This window comes from Mesorhizobium sp. WSM4820 (genome assembly GCF_055811075.1).
The window spans coordinates 180,350-199,378 of sequence record NZ_JBVVQN010000005.1 but is presented as its reverse complement, the minus strand read 5'-3'; the positions used below and the strand labels follow the sequence as shown (position 1 = coordinate 199,378).

Annotated in this window: 22 protein-coding genes; 18 read left to right on the top strand and 4 right to left on the bottom strand. The window is 62.2% G+C overall.

Annotation, left to right across the window (positions count from 1 at the left end):
• Positions 1 to 96 precede the first annotated feature (96 nt).
• From AC0L2R_RS10820 to sbmA, 3 genes are all read left to right on the top strand, one after another.
• Positions 97 to 309, top strand: coding sequence for a hypothetical protein (locus AC0L2R_RS10820; protein ID WP_473508780.1), 213 nt, complete (start codon positions 97 to 99; stop codon positions 307 to 309).
• 360 nt (positions 310 to 669) lie between these two features.
• Entirely contained in the window at positions 670 to 1,830 is a 1,161-nt protein-coding gene (locus AC0L2R_RS10815) for a YbfB/YjiJ family MFS transporter (protein ID WP_473508779.1), read from the top strand.
• Positions 1,831 to 1,952: 122 nt separating this feature from the next.
• A complete protein-coding gene (gene sbmA / locus AC0L2R_RS10810; RefSeq protein ID WP_023799410.1) occupies positions 1,953 to 3,230 on the top strand; it encodes a peptide antibiotic transporter SbmA in 1,278 nt (425 codons plus the stop codon).
• A 28-nt stretch (positions 3,231 to 3,258) separates the two neighbouring features.
• Here the strand turns inward: sbmA and AC0L2R_RS10805 are convergent, their stop codons facing one another.
• Complete coding sequence (locus AC0L2R_RS10805) at positions 3,259 to 4,251, bottom strand: polysaccharide deacetylase family protein (RefSeq protein ID WP_473508778.1); 993 nt, start codon at positions 4,249 to 4,251, stop codon at positions 3,259 to 3,261.
• A gap of 298 nt (positions 4,252 to 4,549) precedes the next feature.
• Between AC0L2R_RS10805 and AC0L2R_RS10800 the strand changes: the two genes are divergently transcribed.
• Both AC0L2R_RS10800 and der read left to right on the top strand, forming a co-directional pair.
• Positions 4,550 to 5,215: a tetratricopeptide repeat protein gene (locus AC0L2R_RS10800; protein WP_473508777.1), complete on the top strand. Its 666-nt coding sequence runs from the start codon at positions 4,550 to 4,552 to the stop codon at positions 5,213 to 5,215.
• A gap of 3 nt (positions 5,216 to 5,218) precedes the next feature.
• On the top strand, positions 5,219 to 6,649 hold the full coding sequence (gene der, locus AC0L2R_RS10795) for a ribosome biogenesis GTPase Der (RefSeq protein WP_473508776.1): 1,431 nt from the start codon (positions 5,219 to 5,221) through the stop codon (positions 6,647 to 6,649).
• Positions 6,650 to 6,712: 63 nt separating this feature from the next.
• Here the strand turns inward: der and AC0L2R_RS10790 are convergent, their stop codons facing one another.
• The gene (locus tag AC0L2R_RS10790) at positions 6,713 to 7,468 is read right to left on the bottom strand and encodes an SDR family NAD(P)-dependent oxidoreductase (RefSeq protein WP_473508775.1); all 756 of its coding nucleotides are present in this window, start codon (positions 7,466 to 7,468) and stop codon (positions 6,713 to 6,715) included.
• A 190-nt stretch (positions 7,469 to 7,658) separates the two neighbouring features.
• Between AC0L2R_RS10790 and AC0L2R_RS10785 the strand changes: the two genes are divergently transcribed.
• The 12 genes from AC0L2R_RS10785 to AC0L2R_RS10730 all read left to right on the top strand — a co-directional run bounded on the left by AC0L2R_RS10785 (position 7,659) and on the right by AC0L2R_RS10730 (position 16,170).
• Positions 7,659 to 8,255: a L,D-transpeptidase gene (locus AC0L2R_RS10785; protein ID WP_473508774.1), complete on the top strand. Its 597-nt coding sequence runs from the start codon at positions 7,659 to 7,661 to the stop codon at positions 8,253 to 8,255.
• A 201-nt stretch (positions 8,256 to 8,456) separates the two neighbouring features.
• The gene (locus AC0L2R_RS10780; protein ID WP_084646669.1) at positions 8,457 to 8,594 is read left to right on the top strand and encodes an ABC transporter; all 138 of its coding nucleotides are present in this window, start codon (positions 8,457 to 8,459) and stop codon (positions 8,592 to 8,594) included.
• A gap of 138 nt (positions 8,595 to 8,732) precedes the next feature.
• The gene (locus tag AC0L2R_RS10775; protein ID WP_473508773.1) at positions 8,733 to 9,317 is read left to right on the top strand and encodes a hypothetical protein; all 585 of its coding nucleotides are present in this window, start codon (positions 8,733 to 8,735) and stop codon (positions 9,315 to 9,317) included.
• Positions 9,318 to 9,474: 157 nt separating this feature from the next.
• Complete coding sequence (locus AC0L2R_RS10770) at positions 9,475 to 10,062, top strand: protein-S-isoprenylcysteine O-methyltransferase (protein WP_473508962.1); 588 nt, start codon at positions 9,475 to 9,477, stop codon at positions 10,060 to 10,062.
• A 10-nt stretch (positions 10,063 to 10,072) separates the two neighbouring features.
• Positions 10,073 to 10,852 carry a hypothetical protein gene (locus AC0L2R_RS10765; RefSeq protein ID WP_473508772.1) on the top strand — a complete coding sequence of 260 codons (780 nt, stop codon included), beginning with the start codon at positions 10,073 to 10,075 and terminating at the stop codon, positions 10,850 to 10,852.
• Positions 10,849 to 11,739 carry an SDR family NAD(P)-dependent oxidoreductase gene (locus AC0L2R_RS10760; RefSeq protein ID WP_473508771.1) on the top strand — a complete coding sequence of 297 codons (891 nt, stop codon included), beginning with the start codon at positions 10,849 to 10,851 and terminating at the stop codon, positions 11,737 to 11,739. The genes AC0L2R_RS10765 and AC0L2R_RS10760 overlap by 4 nt, the downstream gene beginning before the upstream one ends.
• A 290-nt stretch (positions 11,740 to 12,029) precedes the next feature.
• On the top strand, positions 12,030 to 13,214 hold the full coding sequence (locus AC0L2R_RS10755) for a cell wall hydrolase (protein ID WP_473508770.1): 1,185 nt from the start codon (positions 12,030 to 12,032) through the stop codon (positions 13,212 to 13,214).
• A 242-nt stretch (positions 13,215 to 13,456) separates the two neighbouring features.
• The gene (locus tag AC0L2R_RS10750) at positions 13,457 to 13,855 is read left to right on the top strand and encodes an AtpZ/AtpI family protein (protein WP_023799399.1); all 399 of its coding nucleotides are present in this window, start codon (positions 13,457 to 13,459) and stop codon (positions 13,853 to 13,855) included.
• A 70-nt stretch (positions 13,856 to 13,925) separates the two neighbouring features.
• The gene (locus AC0L2R_RS10745; RefSeq protein ID WP_077381387.1) at positions 13,926 to 14,684 is read left to right on the top strand and encodes a F0F1 ATP synthase subunit A; all 759 of its coding nucleotides are present in this window, start codon (positions 13,926 to 13,928) and stop codon (positions 14,682 to 14,684) included.
• Between the two features lie 82 nt (positions 14,685 to 14,766).
• Positions 14,767 to 14,991, top strand: coding sequence for a F0F1 ATP synthase subunit C (locus AC0L2R_RS10740; protein ID WP_023799397.1), 225 nt, complete (start codon positions 14,767 to 14,769; stop codon positions 14,989 to 14,991).
• Between the two features lie 77 nt (positions 14,992 to 15,068).
• On the top strand, positions 15,069 to 15,668 hold the full coding sequence (locus AC0L2R_RS10735) for a F0F1 ATP synthase subunit B (protein WP_473508769.1): 600 nt from the start codon (positions 15,069 to 15,071) through the stop codon (positions 15,666 to 15,668).
• Between the two features lie 10 nt (positions 15,669 to 15,678).
• The gene (locus tag AC0L2R_RS10730; protein WP_473508768.1) at positions 15,679 to 16,170 is read left to right on the top strand and encodes a F0F1 ATP synthase subunit B; all 492 of its coding nucleotides are present in this window, start codon (positions 15,679 to 15,681) and stop codon (positions 16,168 to 16,170) included.
• A 190-nt stretch (positions 16,171 to 16,360) separates the two neighbouring features.
• Here AC0L2R_RS10730 and AC0L2R_RS10725 read toward each other — a convergent pair whose 3' ends face one another.
• The gene (locus AC0L2R_RS10725) at positions 16,361 to 17,056 is read right to left on the bottom strand and encodes a ribonuclease HII (RefSeq protein WP_473508767.1); all 696 of its coding nucleotides are present in this window, start codon (positions 17,054 to 17,056) and stop codon (positions 16,361 to 16,363) included.
• 156 nt (positions 17,057 to 17,212) lie between these two features.
• Positions 17,213 to 18,367, bottom strand: coding sequence for a PA0069 family radical SAM protein (locus tag AC0L2R_RS10720; protein WP_473508766.1), 1,155 nt, complete (start codon positions 18,365 to 18,367; stop codon positions 17,213 to 17,215).
• A 151-nt stretch (positions 18,368 to 18,518) separates the two neighbouring features.
• Between AC0L2R_RS10720 and AC0L2R_RS10715 the strand changes: the two genes are divergently transcribed.
• A complete protein-coding gene (locus AC0L2R_RS10715) occupies positions 18,519 to 19,025 on the top strand; it encodes a glycosyltransferase (protein WP_473508960.1) in 507 nt (168 codons plus the stop codon).
• The last annotated feature ends 4 nt before the right edge of the window (positions 19,026 to 19,029 follow it).

The window sequence follows — 19,029 nt, the reverse complement described above, 5'->3', positions numbered from 1 at the left end:
CAGTTTTTCTAAACTGGCACGGTTGAAATCTCAATTGAAATACGGGGAGGAACGGCAAATTTTAAGGAACAAGCAGACCTGTAGAGGAAAAATACGATGAAGATTTTGTTACTGCTCGGGGTCTTTTCCGCTGCCGGCGCGCGGCAAAGCCGGTCGCATGAAAGCGAGGCCATCCGATGGGCCACCGATCCGCTGTCGCATCCTGTGCTCGACACCATGTCGGAGCGCGAACTCGGCGACCTGCCGTTCCGGATGACAGCCCGGCGCACGGCCTACGAGACCGGCACCGGCCAGGCTGGCTGCGGCTGAAATCCTCCGCACAGAGGATTTGACCTTATAATTAGACCCGAAAAGGACTGCGGACGGTCGCTGCCGAAACGTTGGCGGGACAGCGCCCCCCTCTGTCCTGCCGGACATCTCCCCCACGAGGGGGGAGATTGGCCGTCATCTTCGCTTTCGCCAATCTCCAAAAGTTGAAGAAGGAGAGCCGGCGCCGAAGCTGCCGATCTCCCTCCTCGTGGGGGAGATGCCCGGCAGGGCAGAGGGGGCGCGAAGGATCGCCGACGTTCGTTCTGTACCGCCGCGGCGCTCGGATACGTCCTCGCAACCCGTTCTGGCCCAACAACAAGCGGATTGTTTCACCCGCTCGTGCACCTATTGTGCACCGCAATGAAAGCCGCTTCGCCGTCCCCTTTGCGCCTCGCCTTCGCCGGCACGATTGCCCTTGCCGTTGCCATGGGCATCGGCCGCTTCGTCTATACGCCGATCCTGCCCGGCATGATGGAGGAACTTGGCCTGACGCCGGCCGATGCGGGCTGGATCGCGTCCGCCAACTATCTCGGCTATCTCGTTGGCGCGCTCGCAGCCGTCGGCGGCTGGGCGCATGGTCGCGAGCGCCTGCTGATGCTGGCCGGTCTTGCCGCCACCGCAGTCCTCACCGGGCTGATGGGCCTGGCCGACACGATGGCGGCCTTTCTCGTCATCCGCTTTCTTGCCGGTGTGGCCAGCGCCTTCGTCCTTGTGTTCACGTCCAGCATCGTTTTCGGCCATCTCGCCGCGGTCGGCCGAAACGACCTGCAGGCGCTGCATTTCGGCGGCGTCGGCCTTGGCATAGCGGCGTCCTCGGCGCTGATGGCAATACTCGTCACCCAACAGGCCGGCTGGCCGGCGGGCTGGTTCTGGTCCGCCGCGATCTCGGCCTGCGCCATTGCCGTCGTGGCCTTGCTGCTCGGCAGCACTGCGACCGCCAACGGGGCCGATGGCCGCGAACCGGCGCTGCCAAAGGACCGGTCACTGGTGAAGGTCATAGCCGCCTACGGGCTGTTCGGCTTCGGCTATATCGTGACGGCGACGTTCCTGGTCGCCATCGTCCGGCAGGGCGGCGGCGGCCGCGTCTTCGAGGCCGTGGTGTGGATGGTCACCGGCCTTGCCGGAATTCCCTCGGTCTGGCTTTGGCAGAAGATCGCGGCAAAGATCGGGCTCTACCGGGCTTATGCCTGGGGGTGCCTCGTCGAGGTGGTCGGCGTCAGCGCGAGCGTCACCATGGGCGGACACATTGGGCCGCTGCTCGGCGGGTTTCTGCTTGGCGGCACCTTCATCGCCATCACCGCGCTCGGCCTTCAGACCGGAAGGCAGCTTGCCCCGCAGGCGCCACGCCGGATCCTGGCATCGATGACGGCGTCCTTCGGCCTCGGTCAGATCATCGGTCCGATCGTCGCCGGCCTGCTTGCGCAAGCCTCCGGCGACTTCTTCCTCGCATCGATCGTGGCCGCCGCGGTGCTGCTGGTCTCCGGCGCGGTCATCTGGTCGGCTGCGCCAAAATCGCCATGATTGTGGTCTTGCTCGGTGCCGGGCATCACGCACCGGCCATTTTCATTCCGATCGATGTGTGACCTTATGCCCGCTGAACAGCAACGCCGCTGATTTGCGCATCGACCGAGGATTTCCCAACAGTGTTCGTATCCTTCTTCCCGCAGCCGAAGTTGTTTTTCACTTCGGCCGTCGCCTGGAGCCTTCTGCTCGTCCTCCTGTGGTTTTTCGGCGGCGAGCACCTTGGCACGATGCTCGGCATGCCGCCGGTCGACCCGCAGGCAGCACCAGTCATCAGCCCGATAAGATTCCTGACGCCGGCATTCCTCTGGTTTTACGGATATTTCTTCGCCGGCATGGGCGTATTCTACCTTTTCTGGGCGCTGTATTCCCCGCATCGCTGGCAGAACTGGTCGATCCTTGGCTCTGGTTTGATTATTTTCGTCACCAATTTCATCGTGCAGATCAGCGTGGCGCTCAATGACTGGCGCGGCATGTTTTACGATATGGTGCAGAAGGCGCTGACCACGCCGGGCTCCGTTTCCCCTGCCGAGCTGTACTACGGAGTATGGCAGTTTCTGTCCTTGGCCCTGGTCTATATGAGCATTGCCGTTCTGAACGTCTTTTTCGTCAGGCACTATGTGTTTCGCTGGCGCACCGCGATGAACGATTATTTTACCGCTTACTGGCCGAGGCTGCGCCATATCGAAGGGGCGTCGCAGCGCGTTCAGGACGACACGATGCGCTTCTCCGGCACAATGCAGGGGCTCGGCGTGAACTTCATCGACTCCATCATGACCCTGATTGCATTCCTGCCCTTGCTGGCCTCCCTTTCTCTCCATGTCTCAACGCTCCCAATCGTCGGCGCAATCCCTTATCCGCTGGTCATTGCGGCGATCGCCTGGTCGCTGTTTGGCACCGGCTTGTTGGCAGTCGTCGGCGTCAGGCTGCCCGGGCTGGAGTTTCGCAATCAGCGGGTTGAAGCCGCGCTGCGCAAGGAACTTGTCCTCGGCGAGGACGATACGGCGCGAGCGCAGCCACCAACGCTGGCCGAGCTTTTCAGAAATGTTCGCAAGAACTATTTCACGCTCTATGCACACTATGTCTATTTCGACATGGTCCGCTATCTATACCTTCAAGTCGACAACGTATTCGCTACGCTTATTCTTGTTCCGACCTTGGCGATCGGCAAGATAACATTTGGCGTTTTCCAGCAGATTGTTACCGCCTTTTCACAAGTTGCCACTTCGTTCCAGTATCTCGTGAATTCCTGGCCGACCATCGTCGAGCTGATATCCATCTACAAGCGCCTGCGCGCCTTCGAGGCGACACTTGAAGGGGCGCCGCTGCCGGAAATCGACCAGGCCTATCTGGAGCGAGAGCGAGCCGGCCTGCGGCCTGAGGATCAGCCGGTAAGTTGAGAGTGACGGGGCGGCGAGCGCTTTCGGTTCAGCCGCCCACCGACGCCCACTTCTGCCGGCGTTGGCGCGAAACATAGTCGCGATAGCTGATGCACTCGACATCGGGCCTGGTGCAGACCTCGCCGGCAAAGCGCTCGAGCGCCTTCCAGTAGGCGCCGTCATTCATCAGTGTGAAATGGAAGCCGAGTTCCAGCGGAATGCGTTTGCCCTGATATTGCGCGTCGAAGGCGGCGCGAAAGGCGTCATGGGTCCGGTTGGCGAATTCGTCCGCCTGGCTCGGCCGCTCGAAGCCGCCGGAATGCCTGACATAGAGATTGTAGTCCATCGCGATCACCGGCCTTGTGTCAGGACCTTCCGGAATCTTCGGCAGTGAGAAGCGCGTGATGCCGTCGCTGGTCGGTGGCCGGGCAGGGCCGCGCGACACACCGCTCGCGTCGAACCAATAGCCAGCCTTTGGCAGCGCCTCGTAGAGCGCCTTGTTTGCCGACAGATAGGGTGCGCGAAAGCCAACCGCCTTACGTGCAATTTCGCGCCAGCCTGCGGGTTCAGAGGTAATAGCGTTGATCGAATAGGCATTTTCGAGAATGCGCTTGAACGAACCGAACTCGCTCAGCCAGTCGGCCTTGTTCCAGTCCTTGCCGTCGAAATGGCCGCAAGCGTGGCTGCCGATGTCATGTCCTTCCGAGGCGGCAAGGTTTATCTGCTCGAGCCGGTCAGCGATTTCCTGTTTCGAGGCGGCGAAGCCGATATTGGATTTGCCTGATGCCTTGCCGGGCGCCGTGTATTGCTTGCGGGTCTCCGGCGAGAGCAGGAAGACGCAGGACACGAAGTAGGTGAAATGGGCGCCGGTGCGCTGGGCCAGCGCCCGGCTGCGCTTCCATTGCAAAATATCGCGGGCGCTGTCGAACGAGATGAGGACGGCCTGCTTTGGCTTTGCCGGCGCTGGCGGGTCGGCGACAGCAGCGCCCGCCGCAGCAAGCGACGCGATCGAAAACGCAACAGCGCGGGACAAACGAGGCATCAGTGTCGGATCTGGATTTTGAGGAGGGTTCGCGCACCGGCTATCGGCGAAATGTGGCGCGGGTGCGGTCGCCCTTTGCAGTCATCCTTTACATCGTCGTCCGGCGATTAGCCGATTTTCCGGTCGAACCCCTTCCATGCCGGCAAAATTTCGCTAAAACGCGGGCTACCGCATCGGCCTGAAGTGCAGAATTGATTTTTTTCAGGAAACACGATGCGCAAATTCAAAGTGTTAGAGCGTACTTTCCATGGACGCACGTCGCTCTAAACCGCCCTGAGGCGGGCAGGATGGTTTTGAGATGTCGGACGACAGTTTTATCCGCGAAGTCAACGAAGAGATGCGTCGCGATCAGGCGCATGCGCTGTGGGACCGTTTTGGTCCTGCCTTGCTTGCGCTCGCGATACTGGTGGTGGTCGGCACCGCCGCCTTCGTCGGCTATCGCTATTGGGACGAGACCCGCGCCAATCGCTCGGGCGACGCCTTCTCGCAGGCGCTGAAGCTTGCCAATGAGGGCAAGAGCGACGAAGCGCTGGCGGCCCTCGATGCGCTGGAAAAAGATGGCTACGGCGCTTATCCGCTGCTCGCCCGCATGCGGGCGGCAACCGTCAAGGCGGATAAGGGCGATGCCGCCGCCGCCGTCAAGGACTTCGACGAGGTCGCCGCCGATACGGACATTCCATCAGGCCTTCGCGATATGGCGCGCCTCAGGGCAGCGCTGCTGCTCGTCGACCACGGTTCGTTCGCCGATGTCTCGAGCCGCGTCGAGACGCTCACCGCCGACACCAATCCGCTGCGCCATACCGCGCGCGAGGCGCTCGGCCTTGCCGCCTGGAAGGAAGGCAAGGCGACGGACGCACTGAAACTGTTCGACCAGATTGCCTCGGATGACAGCGCCCCGCGCAACGCGCGCGAGCGGGCCACGTTGATGTCCGAGCTGATCCGTGGGTCGGGCGGCGTGTCGTGACAGATGACGTTCAAAGTCGCCATCATTGGCCGGCCTAACGTCGGCAAATCGACCCTTTTTAACAGGCTGGTGGGAAGGAAGCTGGCGCTTGTCGATGATACGCCGGGCGTCACCCGCGATCGTCGCGTCCATGCCGCCAAACTCTACGATCTGCATTTCGACGTCATCGACACTGCCGGCTTCGAAGATGCCGCTGCTTCGACGCTGCCGGGCCGCATGCGCGCCCAGACCGAGATCGCCATCCGCGAAGCCGACCTGATCTTTTTCACCATCGATGCCAAGTCCGGGCTGATGCCTGACGACAAGACCTTCGCCGAGATCGTGCGCAAGTCCGGCAAGCCGGTTGTCGTCGTCGCCAACAAGGCCGAGGCGCGCGGCGCCCAGGGCGGCATGCTGGAGGCCTGGGAACTCGGCCTTGGCGAGCCGATCCCGGTCTCGGCCGAACACGGCCAGGGCCTGCCCGATTTGCGCGATGCGGTGATATCAGCACTGGGCGAGGCGCGCGCCTTCGGCGAAGAAGAAGATGCAGACGAGGAGGCCGCGGCCAGCGAGGTGCTGATCGGCGAGGACATCACCGACCCGGATGCCGAGCCGAGCTATGACGATACCAAACCGCTGCGCATCGCCGTCGTCGGCCGTCCGAACGCCGGCAAGTCGACGCTGATCAATGCGCTGATCGGCGAGGAGCGGCTCCTGACCGGTCCGGAAGCCGGCATCACCCGCGATTCCATCTCCGTCGACTGGGACTGGCATGGCCGCCGCCTGAAACTGTTCGACACCGCCGGCATGCGCCGCAAGTCCCGGATCCACGAAAAGCTGGAAGTCATGTCGGTGCAGGACGGCTTGCGCGCCATCCGTTTTGCCGAGATCGTCATCATCGTGCTCGACGCCACCATTCCCTTCGAGAAGCAGGATCTGCAGATCGCCGACCTGATCATCCGCGAGGGCCGCGCGCCGGTGATCGCCTTCAACAAATGGGATATGATCGACCACCCCCAGGAACTCCTGGCGGAACTGCGCGAGAAGACCGAGCGGCTGTTGCCGCAGGCGCGCGGCATCCAGGCGGTGCCGGTCTCGGCCGAGACCGGGCGCGGCCTCGACAAGCTGATGGATGCCGTCATCAAGACGCACAAGGTGTGGAACAGCCGCGTCTCGACCGGCAAGCTCAACCGCTGGCTGGAAGGCATCCTGGCGCATCATCCACCGCCTGCCGTCGCCGGTCGCCGGCTGAAGATCAAATATGTCACCCAGGCCAAGACGCGCCCGCCGGGCTTCGTCGTGTCCTGCTCACGGCCGGACGCGATGCCGCAATCCTATGTTCGCTATCTCTCCAACAGCCTGCGCGAAGCCTTCGACATGCCAGGCGTGCCGATCCGCATCGCCTTGCGCACCTCGGAAAATCCGTTCGCCGGCAAGGCGAAGAAACGCCGCTGAGCGCCGCGTCTCCGGGCGCCGGCATCAGCTGCGCTCCGCAGGCGGCTCGCGGGCAGCGACGCGCTAATGGGCGGTGTAAGCTCCGTCCACCAGATGGTAGCTCCCGGTGATAAAGCTGGCCTGATCGGACAACAGGAAGCACACAAGAGCCGCTACCTCTTCCGGTTTGCCGCGCCTGCCCATCGGCTGAAGAGCTGCCATGCGCCGGGTGGCTAATGTCTCCACTTGCTCCGATAGAAGAGGCGTTTCGATCCAGCCGGGGCCGACGGCATTGATCCGGATGCCCATCCTCGCATATTCAATCGCCGCAACCTTGGTGAGTCCAACGACCCCGTGTTTCGCTGCCGTGTATGCGGACGCAGTCGGCAAGCCGACGGAACCGAGAATCGAGGACATGTTCACGATGGCGCCTCCGCCTCGATCCAGCATGGCGGCGATTTCGTACTTCATGCTGTAGAAAACGCCATTTAGATTGACGTTTATCAGCTGGTGCCAGTTGTCGAGCGGATAGTCTGCCGTCGCTTTTCGAACGCCGTCGACACCTGCATTGTTTACCGCCATATCCAGTCCGCCGCATTTCTGGACGGTGAACTCGATCAGCTTTTCCACGGCTGCCGCATCCGTGACATCGACCGCAAAGTCGTGGGCCCTGCCTCCTTGCGCGGTTATTTCGGCGGCTCTGCAGCGCGCGGCCTCGGCGTCAAGGTCGGCGACGACAACCTCGGCTCCTTCTTGCGCGAGTTGCCGTGAAACAGCCGCTCCTATTCCGGAGCCTGCGCCGGTCACAATCGCGACTTTACCATGGAAGTCAGGCTTCATCGTCTCTGTCCTATGCCCATTGTGGCCTAACCGAACAGAGGCGGACGGTTATCGCAAGAAGTTTCGCTCCAATTCGCTCGTCAATCCTGTGAATTCATTTTGCCACCCCACAGCGAGACTTGGCCCGCAGGCCTTGCAATGGTAGAGACGAGGAAGGGCGGTAGATTGACCAGTTTCCTAGCAGGTAGAAATGGAAGAACACAACATTGCGCGCCGGGGGCTCGTGCTGGGAAGTCTGGCTCTGATGCTCTCCGGGTGTACGTCGACGTTACAGCAGGTGACGGAGCCGATTTCATCCGCGTTCGGACCAGGGGATGGCATCAATCCTCGTTTCCGACGAAGGCAGGTGCGGTACGACGGAAACGAGCCGCCTGGAACGATCGTCGTCGATACTTCGCAACGTTTTCTCTATGCCGTCGAGGGCGACGGGTGGGCGACGCGCTACGGCGTCGGCGTCGGCGAGCAGGGACTTTCGTTCAAGGGTACAGCGACCGTCGCCCGCAAGGCGGACTGGCCGTCGTGGACACCCACCACCAGCATGATGAGGCGCAAGCCTCGCCTGGTGAAATATGCAGGCGGGGTCCCTGGCGGACCAAACAACCCGCTTGGTGCGCGTGCCCTTTATCTCTATCGCAACGGGCGCGACACCTACTTCCGGATACATGGTACAAACGAGCCATGGACGATAGGCACAGCGGTATCGAACGGGTGCATCCGTTTGACAAATGACGACGTCATCGACCTCTACGAACGGACTCCTTTGGGCACGACGGTGGTGGTGGTTTGATGGTGGGCAGGCCTGATCTCCGTTGCATGGTCGACCCTGCCGGCACGTCACCGCAAGGATTTCGGCTGCAACCGAATGCCAACTGTGTCATTTCTGCACTAGGCTTTGGTGTAGATCGCAGCTAACTTGGCGGGGCTGCATGTAATTTTTTATTTGTGGCGATTCTATAGGCTGTTCCGCCCCTGGGGAAAGGATTGCTTGATGAGCAGAATGTTGATTGTAATGGTTGCTACCCTCGCCGTTACCAGCCTGAGCGGCTGCGCGAACGGGATCGGTAAAGGAAAGGGGAAGGCTCCTCCGCCGGAACCCGTTGCCGTAGAAGAGCCAGTGATTAAGTAAGCATCGGCTTTCGAAGATTTGGGAAGGGCCGCCAGGCCCTTCCCTATCGATATGCAGGGGCCACCGGATTCGCAGCCTACCTGCGGTTAACGGGCATAGGCTGGCAGCAGGTATGCGGTCCTCGGAGTTCTGGATGAGATGACGCTTGTAAGTGGCCGTTCAACAATTGTGGCCCTGCTCGCGCTTGTCGCGGCGTCATGTCAGTCGCAGGACAACAAACCCCAGCCGACTTTTGTGTCCAATAATCGGGCACTGAGTACCGCGGCGATGCCGGCGCGGGCGGCCCAACGGCATTTCATCGAGTTCCGCTCCCGGTACGCCCTTACCTACGGCCATTCCTACGTGATTTTTGGACGACTGAACCAGGCGGGACGGATGGTCAACCCCGAAGTTGCGGGGCTCGCTCCGAAGTCCGATGATCCCAATGTCTATGTTCTCGGCCATTTGGCGCCTGTGCCAGCCACGACCGGGTGGACGGACGGCGACCTCGAAGATGCCTACCGGTCGGCAAGCTGGCGCGTTTTACTTTCCGAAGCCGAATATAGGAAAGTCGTCGCGAGCATACGAAAGCTGCAGGCCAGTTCTCCTCTTTGGCACGCCTCGCTCTACAACTGCAACGCATTCGTAGCGGACATCGCCAAATCGATGGGGTATAAGACCCCCGGTACCTGGCTCCGGCCGCAACAATTCATAACCAACCTTCGGGAGATGAACGGCGGTTGAAATGCGATTGGCAAACCGCTTTCGCCTCATTCGCCCGGTCAACTCCGAAAGGAGCGCGCTCTGAATGTCTATCGGTCGACATTTCGGACGCTGGCGTCGCTGCGACGGTCTATCGTGGTCCCAGATCGAGAAAAGGCTCCGGTGACCTGAAGTGACCATTTCTGTAGCTTCACTTGGCGAGATCATATGGGTGATCGGCCTCGTTGCCTGGTATGTGATCCGGTATCCGTTCGAGCGCCGGGCAAGGCGCGTGCGGATTGTAGCTGGCGGCCGCTCGAGTTCCGACACCGTCGGGCTTGCATCGGCTCTCCTTGGCCTGGCGATCCTGCCTGGCTTCTATGTCGCCACCGGCATCCCCGCAGCGGCTGACCACCCGTCCAGCGTGTGGTCGGTGGCGCTCGGAACCATCATCTTCTGCTCCGCGCTGTGGATTTTTCGCATGTCCCACAAGGAACTTGGCCGTAACTGGTCGATCACGCTCGAGATTCGCGAACGGCACGAACTGGTTAGCGCCGGGCCGTACGCTTTGGTCCGTCACCCGATGTACACCTCGTTCCTGCTTATGGGGCTCGGCCAGCTCTTTCTGCTGCCGAACTGGGTTGCGGGCATATCCGGCTTGATTGGTTTCGCCGTGCTTTTCCTGCTGAGAGTGGATAAGGAAGAGCGTATGATGCTGGAGACTTTAGGCTTGCAATACCGTGCCTATATGGAAAGGACCAAGCGAATAATCCCTTATCTTTATTAGAGGTCGTTTGATGCGAGGCCGAGCCCTCAAGCTTTCGGCGCCCCGGCGCCTTGTTGGCGATCTGATGAGGTTTTCGATCGGCGTGCCACGCGTCGCGGTGCAGCGTCAGATGAACCTCGGCCCACTTCTAAGGGCCAGAATGGCGCAGCAGACCAGGCCTTCGTGGACCGCGATCTTCCTGAAAGCATATGCCCTTCTCGCCCTGGAGATGCCGGAGCTGCGGCGCGCCTATGTCAAGTTGCCCTGGCCGCAGCTTTACGAGTATCCGGCAAGCGTAGCCTCGATTGCCCACGAGCGCGAATATGAAGGCGAGCCGGCCGTTCTGCTGAGCTGCATCAAGTGCCCGGAGCGCTACTCCATCACGCAACTTGAGGCGGCCATCCACGCGGCTCGGTCACGGCCGGTCCTCGAGGTCCCGGAGTTCCGGCGTGCCTTGCGGATGGCAGCTGCGCCCGCGCCGGTCAGGTGGCTGCTTATGTGGCTGGGGTTGAACATCGCCCGGCAAAGGGCAAATTACTTCGGTACCTTCCAACTGTCCGTCTATTCTGGTCTCGGCGCGGAATCACTCAACCCGCTGACACCATTGACCACGCTTCTGAACTACGGTCCGATCGGCAACGACGGATCGGTGAATGTCCGCATCCACTACGATCACCGGGTCATGGATGGAGCGAACGTCGCACGAGCACTGGAGCGATTCGAAAAGATCCTGAACGGCACTGTCGCCAATGAAGTGGTGCTGCTCGGTCAGGATGTTGTCGCTCCCGCAATACGAAGGAACGCGACGTGATTTCGCACCATGAATTGCGGCCGGCCGTCGTCGTGATTGGCGGCTCGGGTGGAATTGGCCGGGCAATTGCAGGCGTCGCTGCACGGGAGCGCGGCGCGATCGTGCTGGTTGCCCGCTCGCCCGAGGGCTTGGCCGCCGCGGCGTCTGAGGTTCGGGAGGCGGGTGGCGAGGCATTCACGCTCGAATTGGATCTCGTGGCAGGCGACGCGCCAACGCGCCTGGAGGGCTTTCTGTCCGCACATGGCCTGGTCTGCGATGTCCTGGTCAACAGCGCCGGCTATGGCTTGCGCGGCGCGACGACGGCGCTGCCTGTTGATGGTCAACTCGGCATCATCGATCTCAACATACATTCCCTCACAGAACTGACCCTCCATTTTCTGCCCGGAATGGTGGCGCGCCGACGGGGCGGGGTGCTCAATCTCAGTTCCGTGGCCGGGTTCCTCCCCGGGCCTTATATGGCTCTGTACTTCGCCAGCAAAGGTTTCGTGCGCTTCTTCTCAGAGGCGCTTCACCAGGAGGTGCGCCGAACCGGTGTGACGGTCACATGCGTGGCGCCTGGCCCGGTGTCGACGGAGTTTCTCGCAAGGTCAGGCGCCAATCAGACGGTGCTCTTCAACGTCTTGCCCAAGGTGGATGCGCAGTATGTGGCCGAACGGGCGTGGCGAGGGTTCAAATCGGGTCGTCGCTTGGTCGTGCCGGGAATCTCGGCCAAGTTGGTGGCCCTTGCGGCGACGCTCCTGCCTTCCGCAGCGATGCTGCCCCTGGTCGGCCGGCTGCAACGCAGCGGCAATGATCAATGTCCTTGCGGTTCAGGGTTGAAGTTCAAGAAATGCTGCGGTGCCCGCCAGATCCAGCTGCGCCGGGGCCCTCGGGGAATTACCCCCTGACCTGACCGGACCAGCACGCCACGGAAAAACCTCATTGAAGCAAGAGACCGCTCGCCGATGGCGGGCCGTTAAGCATGTACGTGGCATAGCCGTTAAGCATGTTGATGGCATGGAGGAGGCTCCTGCATCTCTCAACAGCGCTCTGCGGAGCAAGTTATTGCGACCGTTGCAGCCGTTCTCCAACAACGCCTTTGAAATGATTGCCGCTGTCGAGTTCCGTTAACGCCCCATCAAGGTTAATGCATCATCGTGCCTCTCCAGTGGGGTCCGTTGCGTTTCTGGAGAGTTCCGTGCATCGACGTGTTTTGAAGCGGCTTGTCGCTTTCGCCGGTGAGAAAAGACGTTCCTTTCTGTCTCCTCTGGTCATTGGACTTGGCATCTGGGTCGGCTTTCCCAATGTCATCGCCTATCAGGACATGACGAGCCTGGTCTCCGGCCTCAAGGGGCCGAGCGCCCGCTGGAACGCCTATGTCGAGAAGTCCGTCGCCGGCTCGGTCCATGCCGCCGAAATGCCTTTCCTCGATTCGGATGCCACCGGCTCGATCTCGGGTTCCGGCGTCCGCTTGCCCGGGATCGGCGCCGTATCGTTTCGCGGCAAGGGCAGCGTGGCCGGCACGACGCCCGACGAGGACCGCATCATGCGCGCCGACAAGAAGGGCCGCATCATCATCGTCTCGCCGGTCGCGCCGCCGAAGAATTTTAATGCCGGCTCGGTGTTTGAGCGCTCCTCCTCACTGCTTCGCCCGAGCATGGACAGCGGCCTGAAAATGGCTTTCGCCAGGCCCGAGATCAAAGGCAAGGAGATCCAGATCGCCGCCGCGTTTCATAGGCGCGTCGACAAGAAGCCGGATCCCGGCGTGCCGGCCATGCTGGCCGCACTGGTCAACAACGACCGACCCGACGTCCTGGCGACCGCCTACGCAGCGGCCGCGCCTGACTATGCCCAGGCTTCGCCCTTCGAGGCCTTGCTTCAGGACGAGAAGCCGAACGATGGCCGCTTCATTCCGCCGGTGGCCAAGGGCGATCATTCGTGGATGCAAACTCCGCTGCCGGCGAGCGTCTTCTCCAAAGCGGAACAGACTTGCCTCGCCAACGGCATCTATTTCGAGGCGCGCGGGGAAACGGTGCGCGGCCAAGCCGCCGTCGCCCAGGTCATCCTCAATCGCGTTCGCAATCCGGCCTATCCGAACTCGATCTGCGGCGTCGTCTATCAGAACGACAAATGGTTCAACCGTTGCCAGTTTTCCTTCGCTTGCGACGGCAGGAAGAAGCGCATCCAGAGTCCCGCCCACTACAAGACCGCGCAAGACATCGCCATGGCGGTCACTGCCGGCAAGATCTTCATCCCGGAAGTCGGATCGTCGACCCATTACTACGCCAACTACGTCAACCCGGGTTGGGCGCGGACGATGAAAAAAATGACCAGGATCGGCCTGCATATCTTTTACCGCACCTACGGCGGCGGCTGGAGCTGAGCGCCCCGGCAAGGCCCCGGGCGCGGCCGATCCAAGACCCGTCGCCGCAGGGATTCGGCTGCGGCACGCCAGCAGAGGTAGCGGGCACGATGTCGCACCCTGGCAAGCTCTTGATTTTCATGGGAAAAATACTTGACGCTGAAGTCCTGCCCGTGGCTTGACGGGCGGGGACCCTCTAACTATGTTGCCGGCGACTTAAGAGCGGACGGACGGTGACGATCTGACCGGGCAAGGGGGTTGCGATGGCCGACAAGAATGGGCCAGACGGAACCGGAGAAACCGGCCGCGGCAAACAGCGTCAAGCCGATATCCGCGACGACGATCTTGAGCGCCGCCGGCGCGACCTTGAAGCATCGCTTGCGACAAGGCGGCCGGACCGGCTCGAGGGGAAAGACGACGCGAAAGCGGGCAGTGCGGCCGGATATGGCCAGGCGCTCAAGCTATCCAGCGAATTCATCGCCGGGATAGTGGTTGGTGCGGGTCTTGGCTGGATCATCGACCGTGTGGCGGGGACATCGCCATGGGGTCTGATTGTTTTTTTGCTGCTCGGTTTTGGCGCCGGCGTGCTCAATGTCCTGCGCTCCGCGGGACTTATGGCGGAATTCGGACAGGGCGACAAAGCCCGCGATCCGAAAGAATGACTTGAGGCGCCGCTTGCCGGCGCAGTGAACAGGACACTAAAGCCGCGCGCGGCTTTGATGGGGATTTAAAGTGGCTGCTGACAAGGTCGATCCGATCCACCAGTTCCATATCAACAAGCTGATTCCGATCGAGATCGGCGGCTACGACCTGTCGTTCACCAATTCGGCGCTCTTCATGGTCGCGACCGTCGCCGTTGCCTCGGCGTTCCTTTATCTCAGCACCTCGAGCCGCAGCCTCGTTCCCAGCCGTCTTCAGTCGGTCTCGGAAATGGCCTACGAATTCGTCGGCAACATGCTGAGGGACGCAGCCGGAACCCAAGGCATGAAGTTTTTTCCCTTGGTATTTTCGCTGTTCATGTTCGTTCTCGTTGCCAATCTGCTCGGTCTTTTTCCATATTTCTTCACCGTCACAAGCCATATCATCGTCACCTTCGGCCTTGCCGCGCTGGTGATCGGAACCGTCGTCGTCTACGGCTTCATGAAGCATGGCCTTGGTTTCCTGAAACTGTTCGTGCCGCATGGCGTGCCGGTTTACCTGCTGCCGCTGGTGGTGCTGATCGAGGTGATTTCCTTCGTATCGCGCCCGGTCAGCCTCTCGGTTCGTCTGTTCGCCAACATGCTGGCCGGCCACATCACGCTGAAGGTGTTCTCGGGCTTCGTGGTGAGCTTGAGCGCGCTTGGCACGCTCGGCATTGCCGGATCGGTCCTGCCGCTGGCGATGGCCGTGGCGCTGACGGCGCTGGAGCTGCTGGTCGCCTTCCTGCAGGCCTACGTCTTTGCCGTGCTGACCTGCATGTATCTGAACGACGCCCTGCATCCCGGGCACTGACCCAGGTTGACCCAAGAGTTTCCGGCCCTGCTGCCGGGATAGAAATCGCAACGGAATTTTTAGATCCAAAGGAGTTGAACACATGGAAGCAGAAGCAGCAAAGTTCATCGGCGCCGGCATCGCATGCCTCGGCATGGGTGGCGCCGGTATTGGCCTTGGCAACATCTTCGGCAGCTATCTGGCGGGCGCGCTGCGCAACCCGTCGGCCGCGGATGGCCAGTTCGGCCGCCTGATCTTCGGCTTCGCCGTGACTGAAGCGCTGGGCATCTTCTCCCTGCTCATCGCGCTTTTGGCCCTGTTCGGCTGAGCCCCTGTTCGGCTAACATTGGGAATTGGAAGGGCCGGCCGCAAATCGGCGGCAGGCCTGACATCAGGGGATAGTCCATGTTCGTGACATCTGCCTTTGCGCAAGAGTCCGCGCCTGCCGTCGAAGGCGGCCATACCGGCACGGAAGGCGATACGCATTCCAGCACCGGTGTGCCTGCCGAGGCGCACGGCGTGTTCCCGCCATTCGATCCGGCGACATTCCCGTCGCAGCTTGTGTGGCTGGCGATCACCTTCGGGCTGTTCTACCTGTTCCTGAAGAAGGTGGTGATGCCGCGTGTTGGCGGCATCATCGATGTCCGCAACGACCGCATCACCCAGGACCTCGACCATGCCGCCAGGCTGAAGGGCGAGGCCGATGCCGCCGTTGCCGCCTATGAGCAGGAACTGGCGGAGGCCAAGACCAAGGCCAATGCGATCGGCCAGCAGGCCAACGATGCCGCCAAGGCGGAAGCCGAGGCCGCCCGCAAGAAGGTCGAGGCAGCGCTTGACCAGAAGCTTGGCGAAGCCGAGGCTCGCATTTCGACCATCAAGGCCAATGCCATGAAGGAAGTCGGCACGATCGCCGAGGACACGGCTTCGGCTATCGTCGAGGCGCTTGTCGGCGGCAAGGCCAGCAAGGCCGAGATCGCGGCAGCCGTCAAATCCGTGGCCCGGTGAGGAGCGCATCATGGACGCCACATCACTCGCGACGCTTTGGGCCACCGTTGCCCTCGTCATTTTTCTGGCCATTGCCGTCTACGTCAAGGTGCCTAAGCTGATCGCCAAGGCGCTCGACGCCCGCGCCGACAAGATCAGCAACGAGCTTGAAGAAGCGCGCCGGCTGCGCGAGGAGGCCCAGCAACTGCTCGGCCAATACCAGCGCAAGCGCAAGGAAGCCGAGCGGGAGGCCGCCGACATCGTCGCCGCCGCCAAGCGCGAGGCGGACATGCTGGCTGCCGAGGCGCACAAGAAGACCGAGGACTATGTCACCCGGCGCACCGCGCTTGCCGAACAGAAGATCGGTCAGGCGGAGCGCGAGGCGATCGGCGAAGTGCGCGCCAGTGCCGTCGATATTGCCGTCGAAGCCGCCCGCACGCTGCTCGCCGCCAAGATTGACGCCAAGGCGGGCGCCGACCTGTTCCAGGCCTCGCTTCAGGACGTCAAGTCCAGGCTGAATTAAGCCGGGTAATCTCCCCCCTTGAGGGGGAGATGTCGCCGAAGGCGACAGAGGGGGTCGCCTCGGCGTCGCGACGCCCTGTCAGACAACACGTTGAATGAAAGAGGAGGTTGGCGCTTCATGCGCGGCGACCCCCTCTGGCCTGCCGGCCATCTCCCCGTCAAGGGGGGAGATTACCCGCTCAGCCGTCGCCTCAATCCAGACCGGAAAAACTCTCTTCGTCGAGCACTTCGGTTCCGCCAAGCCGGAACGGTGCGAAGGACGCGCGGTGCAGCCGCGCCACCGGTCCATGCACCTCGATCGCCGTGCGGTGGCGGACCGTGGCGTAGCCCATATGGAGCTCGAAACCGTAATCCGCGTGATGGCTGCCGCAGCCGCACATCATGCGGTCGCGCATCACCTTGGCGACGATCGAGGCGGCGGCGATCGACTGCGAGCGCTGGTCGCCCTTGATCAGCGCTCTGCCTTCGCATGGCAGTCCGGGCGGCACGTCGCGGCCGTCGGCCAGGGCCAGCTTTGGCTGCACCGAGAGCCCGACCAAGGCGCGGCGCATCGCCTCGAGGCTGGCCTTGAGAATATTGCTGCAATCGATGCCTTCCGCGCTGACCGACGCCATCGACACGGCAAGAGCGGAGCCGAGGATTTTCAGGAACAGCGCCTCGCGCTGCAGGTGGCTGAGGCGCTTGGAATCGTCGAGACCGTCGGGAATGTTGGCGGGATCGAGCACTACCGCTGCCGCGACGACCGGTCCGGCGAGCGGGCCGCGCCCGGCCTCGTCCATTCCCGCCACCGGCCACAGGCCTTCGGCCATCGCCTTCGTCTCGAAGGAGAAATCGGGTCTCTCAACGATTTCGAAGAGAAGCGGAGAATCAGAACGCGCGCGAGCCATGTTGCGGCGAGGTTCGCATCGGCTCCGATTCTCCGCAAGCCCCTCCGGGTCGGGTGAGGCACCGGACCCGGAGGGCACCGTCTGCAAGCCCGGGGACAGGACAGGCCGGACGGGATTTTTTTCATCTGCCGCCGGCGTCGGCGGCAGACGATGTCTTCAAAGCAGCATCAGTTGCTCGGTTGCCTTGGCTGCGGCGACGAACTGGTCGGTCCTGAGCGACCGCCGCTCGGCGTTGAGGCCAAGCCGTTTGGCGGCAATCTCGAAGCGCCGGCCGATCTGCCAGGCATAGGGGCCGGAGCCTTTCATGCGCTTGCCCCATTCCGAATCGTAATCCTTGCCGTCGCGCATCGAGCGGATCAGCGACATGACGTGACGGTAGCGGTCCGGATAATGACGCAGCAGCCAATCCTTGAAGATCGGCGCGACCTCCAGCGGCAGGCGCAGCAGGACGTAGCCGGCCTCGCGCGCTCCTGCCGCACGTGCCGAATCGAGGATTCGTTCCATCTCCTGATCGGTCAGGCCGGGGATGATCGGAGCGACCATGACCGAGGCCGGAATGCCGGCATCCGAAAGCTGCCTGATCGCCTCCAGCCGCTTGGTCGGCGTCGACGCGCGCGGCTCCATCGTTCTGGCCAGCATACGGTCGAGCGTCGTCACCGACAGCGCCACCTTGGCCAGCCCGCGTTCGGCCATGCGCGACAGAATGTCGATGTCACGCGTCACCAGCGCGGATTTGGTGACGATGCCGACCGGATGGCCGCGCGCCTCCAGCACTTCGAGGATCTCGCGCATGATCCGGTACTGCTTCTCGATCGGCTGATAGGGATCGGTGTTGGTGCCGATGGCGATGGTGCGCGGCTGGTAGCCGTCCTTCGACAATTCCTTGTCCAGCAGCCGCGCCGCATCCGGCTTGGCGAACAGCTTCGATTCGAAATCCAGTCCCGGCGACAGGCCCATGAAGCTGTGCGTCGGCCGCGCGAAGCAATAGACGCAGCCATGTTCGCAGCCGCGATACGGGTTGATCGAGCGGTCGAAGGAAATATCGGGCGATTCGTTGCGGGTGACGATGGTGCGCGGCTTCTCGACCTGCACCTCGGTCTTGAACTGCGGCAACTCCTCAAGAGAATTCCAGCCATCGTCGAACACATGCCGACTGACCGGTTCGAACCGGCCGGACGGGTTGATGCCGGCGGACCGGCCGCGATTGCGCTCCGGACGGATACGGACGCCGCTCTGCTCGATCATTGCATTGGCCATCTCGGCTCTTCCAGCCCCGAAGGCAGCAATGTCGGCACGCACGATCTGTTCCATTTTCGCCCTCTCCCAGGGACTGTCGGCTGGCTGTCGAATCGCTCTGTTCATGAAAATAATCCTATTTTATCCGTTGGAACAAAGCAAGAACATTTTTATGGAGCGACGCAAAAACTGGCGCTGTGCCCGGCTTTCCGCTATTCGGCTAACGATGCTCAGCGTGCTCATCCAGACCCTGAATGACGAGGAAAGGCTTGCCCGCACGCTCGCCTCGCTGATCGGCGGCGCGGTCGAGGGCGTGGTGCGCGACGTTATCGTCTGCGACACCGGCTCGACCGACCAGACGCACCGCGTTGCCGAACATGCCGGCTGCCTTTATGTGGCGAGCGGCGGCATCGCTGCCGGCATCAGGCAGGCCAAGGGCGACTGGCTGCTGCTGCTGGAGCCGGGCGCGCGATTGGGCGAGGGCTGGATCGACGAGGTCGTCGCCCACACCGCCAGGCAAACCATGCCGGCGCGGTTCTCGCGGGCGCGCGGTAGCCGCGTGCCGTTCCTGTCGCGGGTGCTTTCGCGAAACCGCGCACTGGCCGAAGGGCTGGTGATCAGCAAGCGTCAGGCCGCGGCTCTATCGAAAAACGCCCGCAGCGCCGAAGCCATCGCCCGCGGCCTTGCGACCAGGCGGCTCGACGCCGAGATCTGGGTGGCGCCGGTGAAGTGACGGT

Excerpts from the sequence above, each read along its gene's own strand:
- AC0L2R_RS10715 (WP_473508960.1), top strand. The coding sequence starts at position 18,519 with ATGCTCAGCGTGCTCATCCAGACCCTGAATGACGAGGAAAGGCTTGCC.
- AC0L2R_RS10800 (WP_473508777.1), top strand. The coding sequence starts at position 4,550 with ATGTCGGACGACAGTTTTATCCGCGAAGTCAACGAAGAGATGCGTCGC.
- AC0L2R_RS10775 (WP_473508773.1), top strand. The coding sequence starts at position 8,733 with ATGACGCTTGTAAGTGGCCGTTCAACAATTGTGGCCCTGCTCGCGCTT.
- AC0L2R_RS10735 (WP_473508769.1), top strand. The coding sequence starts at position 15,069 with ATGTTCGTGACATCTGCCTTTGCGCAAGAGTCCGCGCCTGCCGTCGAA.
- AC0L2R_RS10740 (WP_023799397.1), top strand. The coding sequence starts at position 14,767 with ATGGAAGCAGAAGCAGCAAAGTTCATCGGCGCCGGCATCGCATGCCTC.
- AC0L2R_RS10750 (WP_023799399.1), top strand. The coding sequence starts at position 13,457 with ATGGCCGACAAGAATGGGCCAGACGGAACCGGAGAAACCGGCCGCGGC.
- AC0L2R_RS10815 (WP_473508779.1), top strand. The coding sequence starts at position 670 with ATGAAAGCCGCTTCGCCGTCCCCTTTGCGCCTCGCCTTCGCCGGCACG.
- AC0L2R_RS10725 (WP_473508767.1), bottom strand. The coding sequence starts at position 17,056 with ATGGCTCGCGCGCGTTCTGATTCTCCGCTTCTCTTCGAAATCGTTGAG.
- AC0L2R_RS10780 (WP_084646669.1), top strand. The coding sequence starts at position 8,457 with ATGAGCAGAATGTTGATTGTAATGGTTGCTACCCTCGCCGTTACCAGC.
- der (WP_473508776.1), top strand. The coding sequence starts at position 5,219 with ATGACGTTCAAAGTCGCCATCATTGGCCGGCCTAACGTCGGCAAATCG.
- AC0L2R_RS10820 (WP_473508780.1), top strand. The coding sequence starts at position 97 with ATGAAGATTTTGTTACTGCTCGGGGTCTTTTCCGCTGCCGGCGCGCGG.
- AC0L2R_RS10805 (WP_473508778.1), bottom strand. The coding sequence starts at position 4,251 with ATGCCTCGTTTGTCCCGCGCTGTTGCGTTTTCGATCGCGTCGCTTGCT.
- AC0L2R_RS10785 (WP_473508774.1), top strand. The coding sequence starts at position 7,659 with ATGGAAGAACACAACATTGCGCGCCGGGGGCTCGTGCTGGGAAGTCTG.
- AC0L2R_RS10765 (WP_473508772.1), top strand. The coding sequence starts at position 10,073 with ATGCGAGGCCGAGCCCTCAAGCTTTCGGCGCCCCGGCGCCTTGTTGGC.
- AC0L2R_RS10720 (WP_473508766.1), bottom strand. The coding sequence starts at position 18,367 with ATGGAACAGATCGTGCGTGCCGACATTGCTGCCTTCGGGGCTGGAAGA.
- AC0L2R_RS10790 (WP_473508775.1), bottom strand. The coding sequence starts at position 7,468 with ATGAAGCCTGACTTCCATGGTAAAGTCGCGATTGTGACCGGCGCAGGC.
- AC0L2R_RS10730 (WP_473508768.1), top strand. The coding sequence starts at position 15,679 with ATGGACGCCACATCACTCGCGACGCTTTGGGCCACCGTTGCCCTCGTC.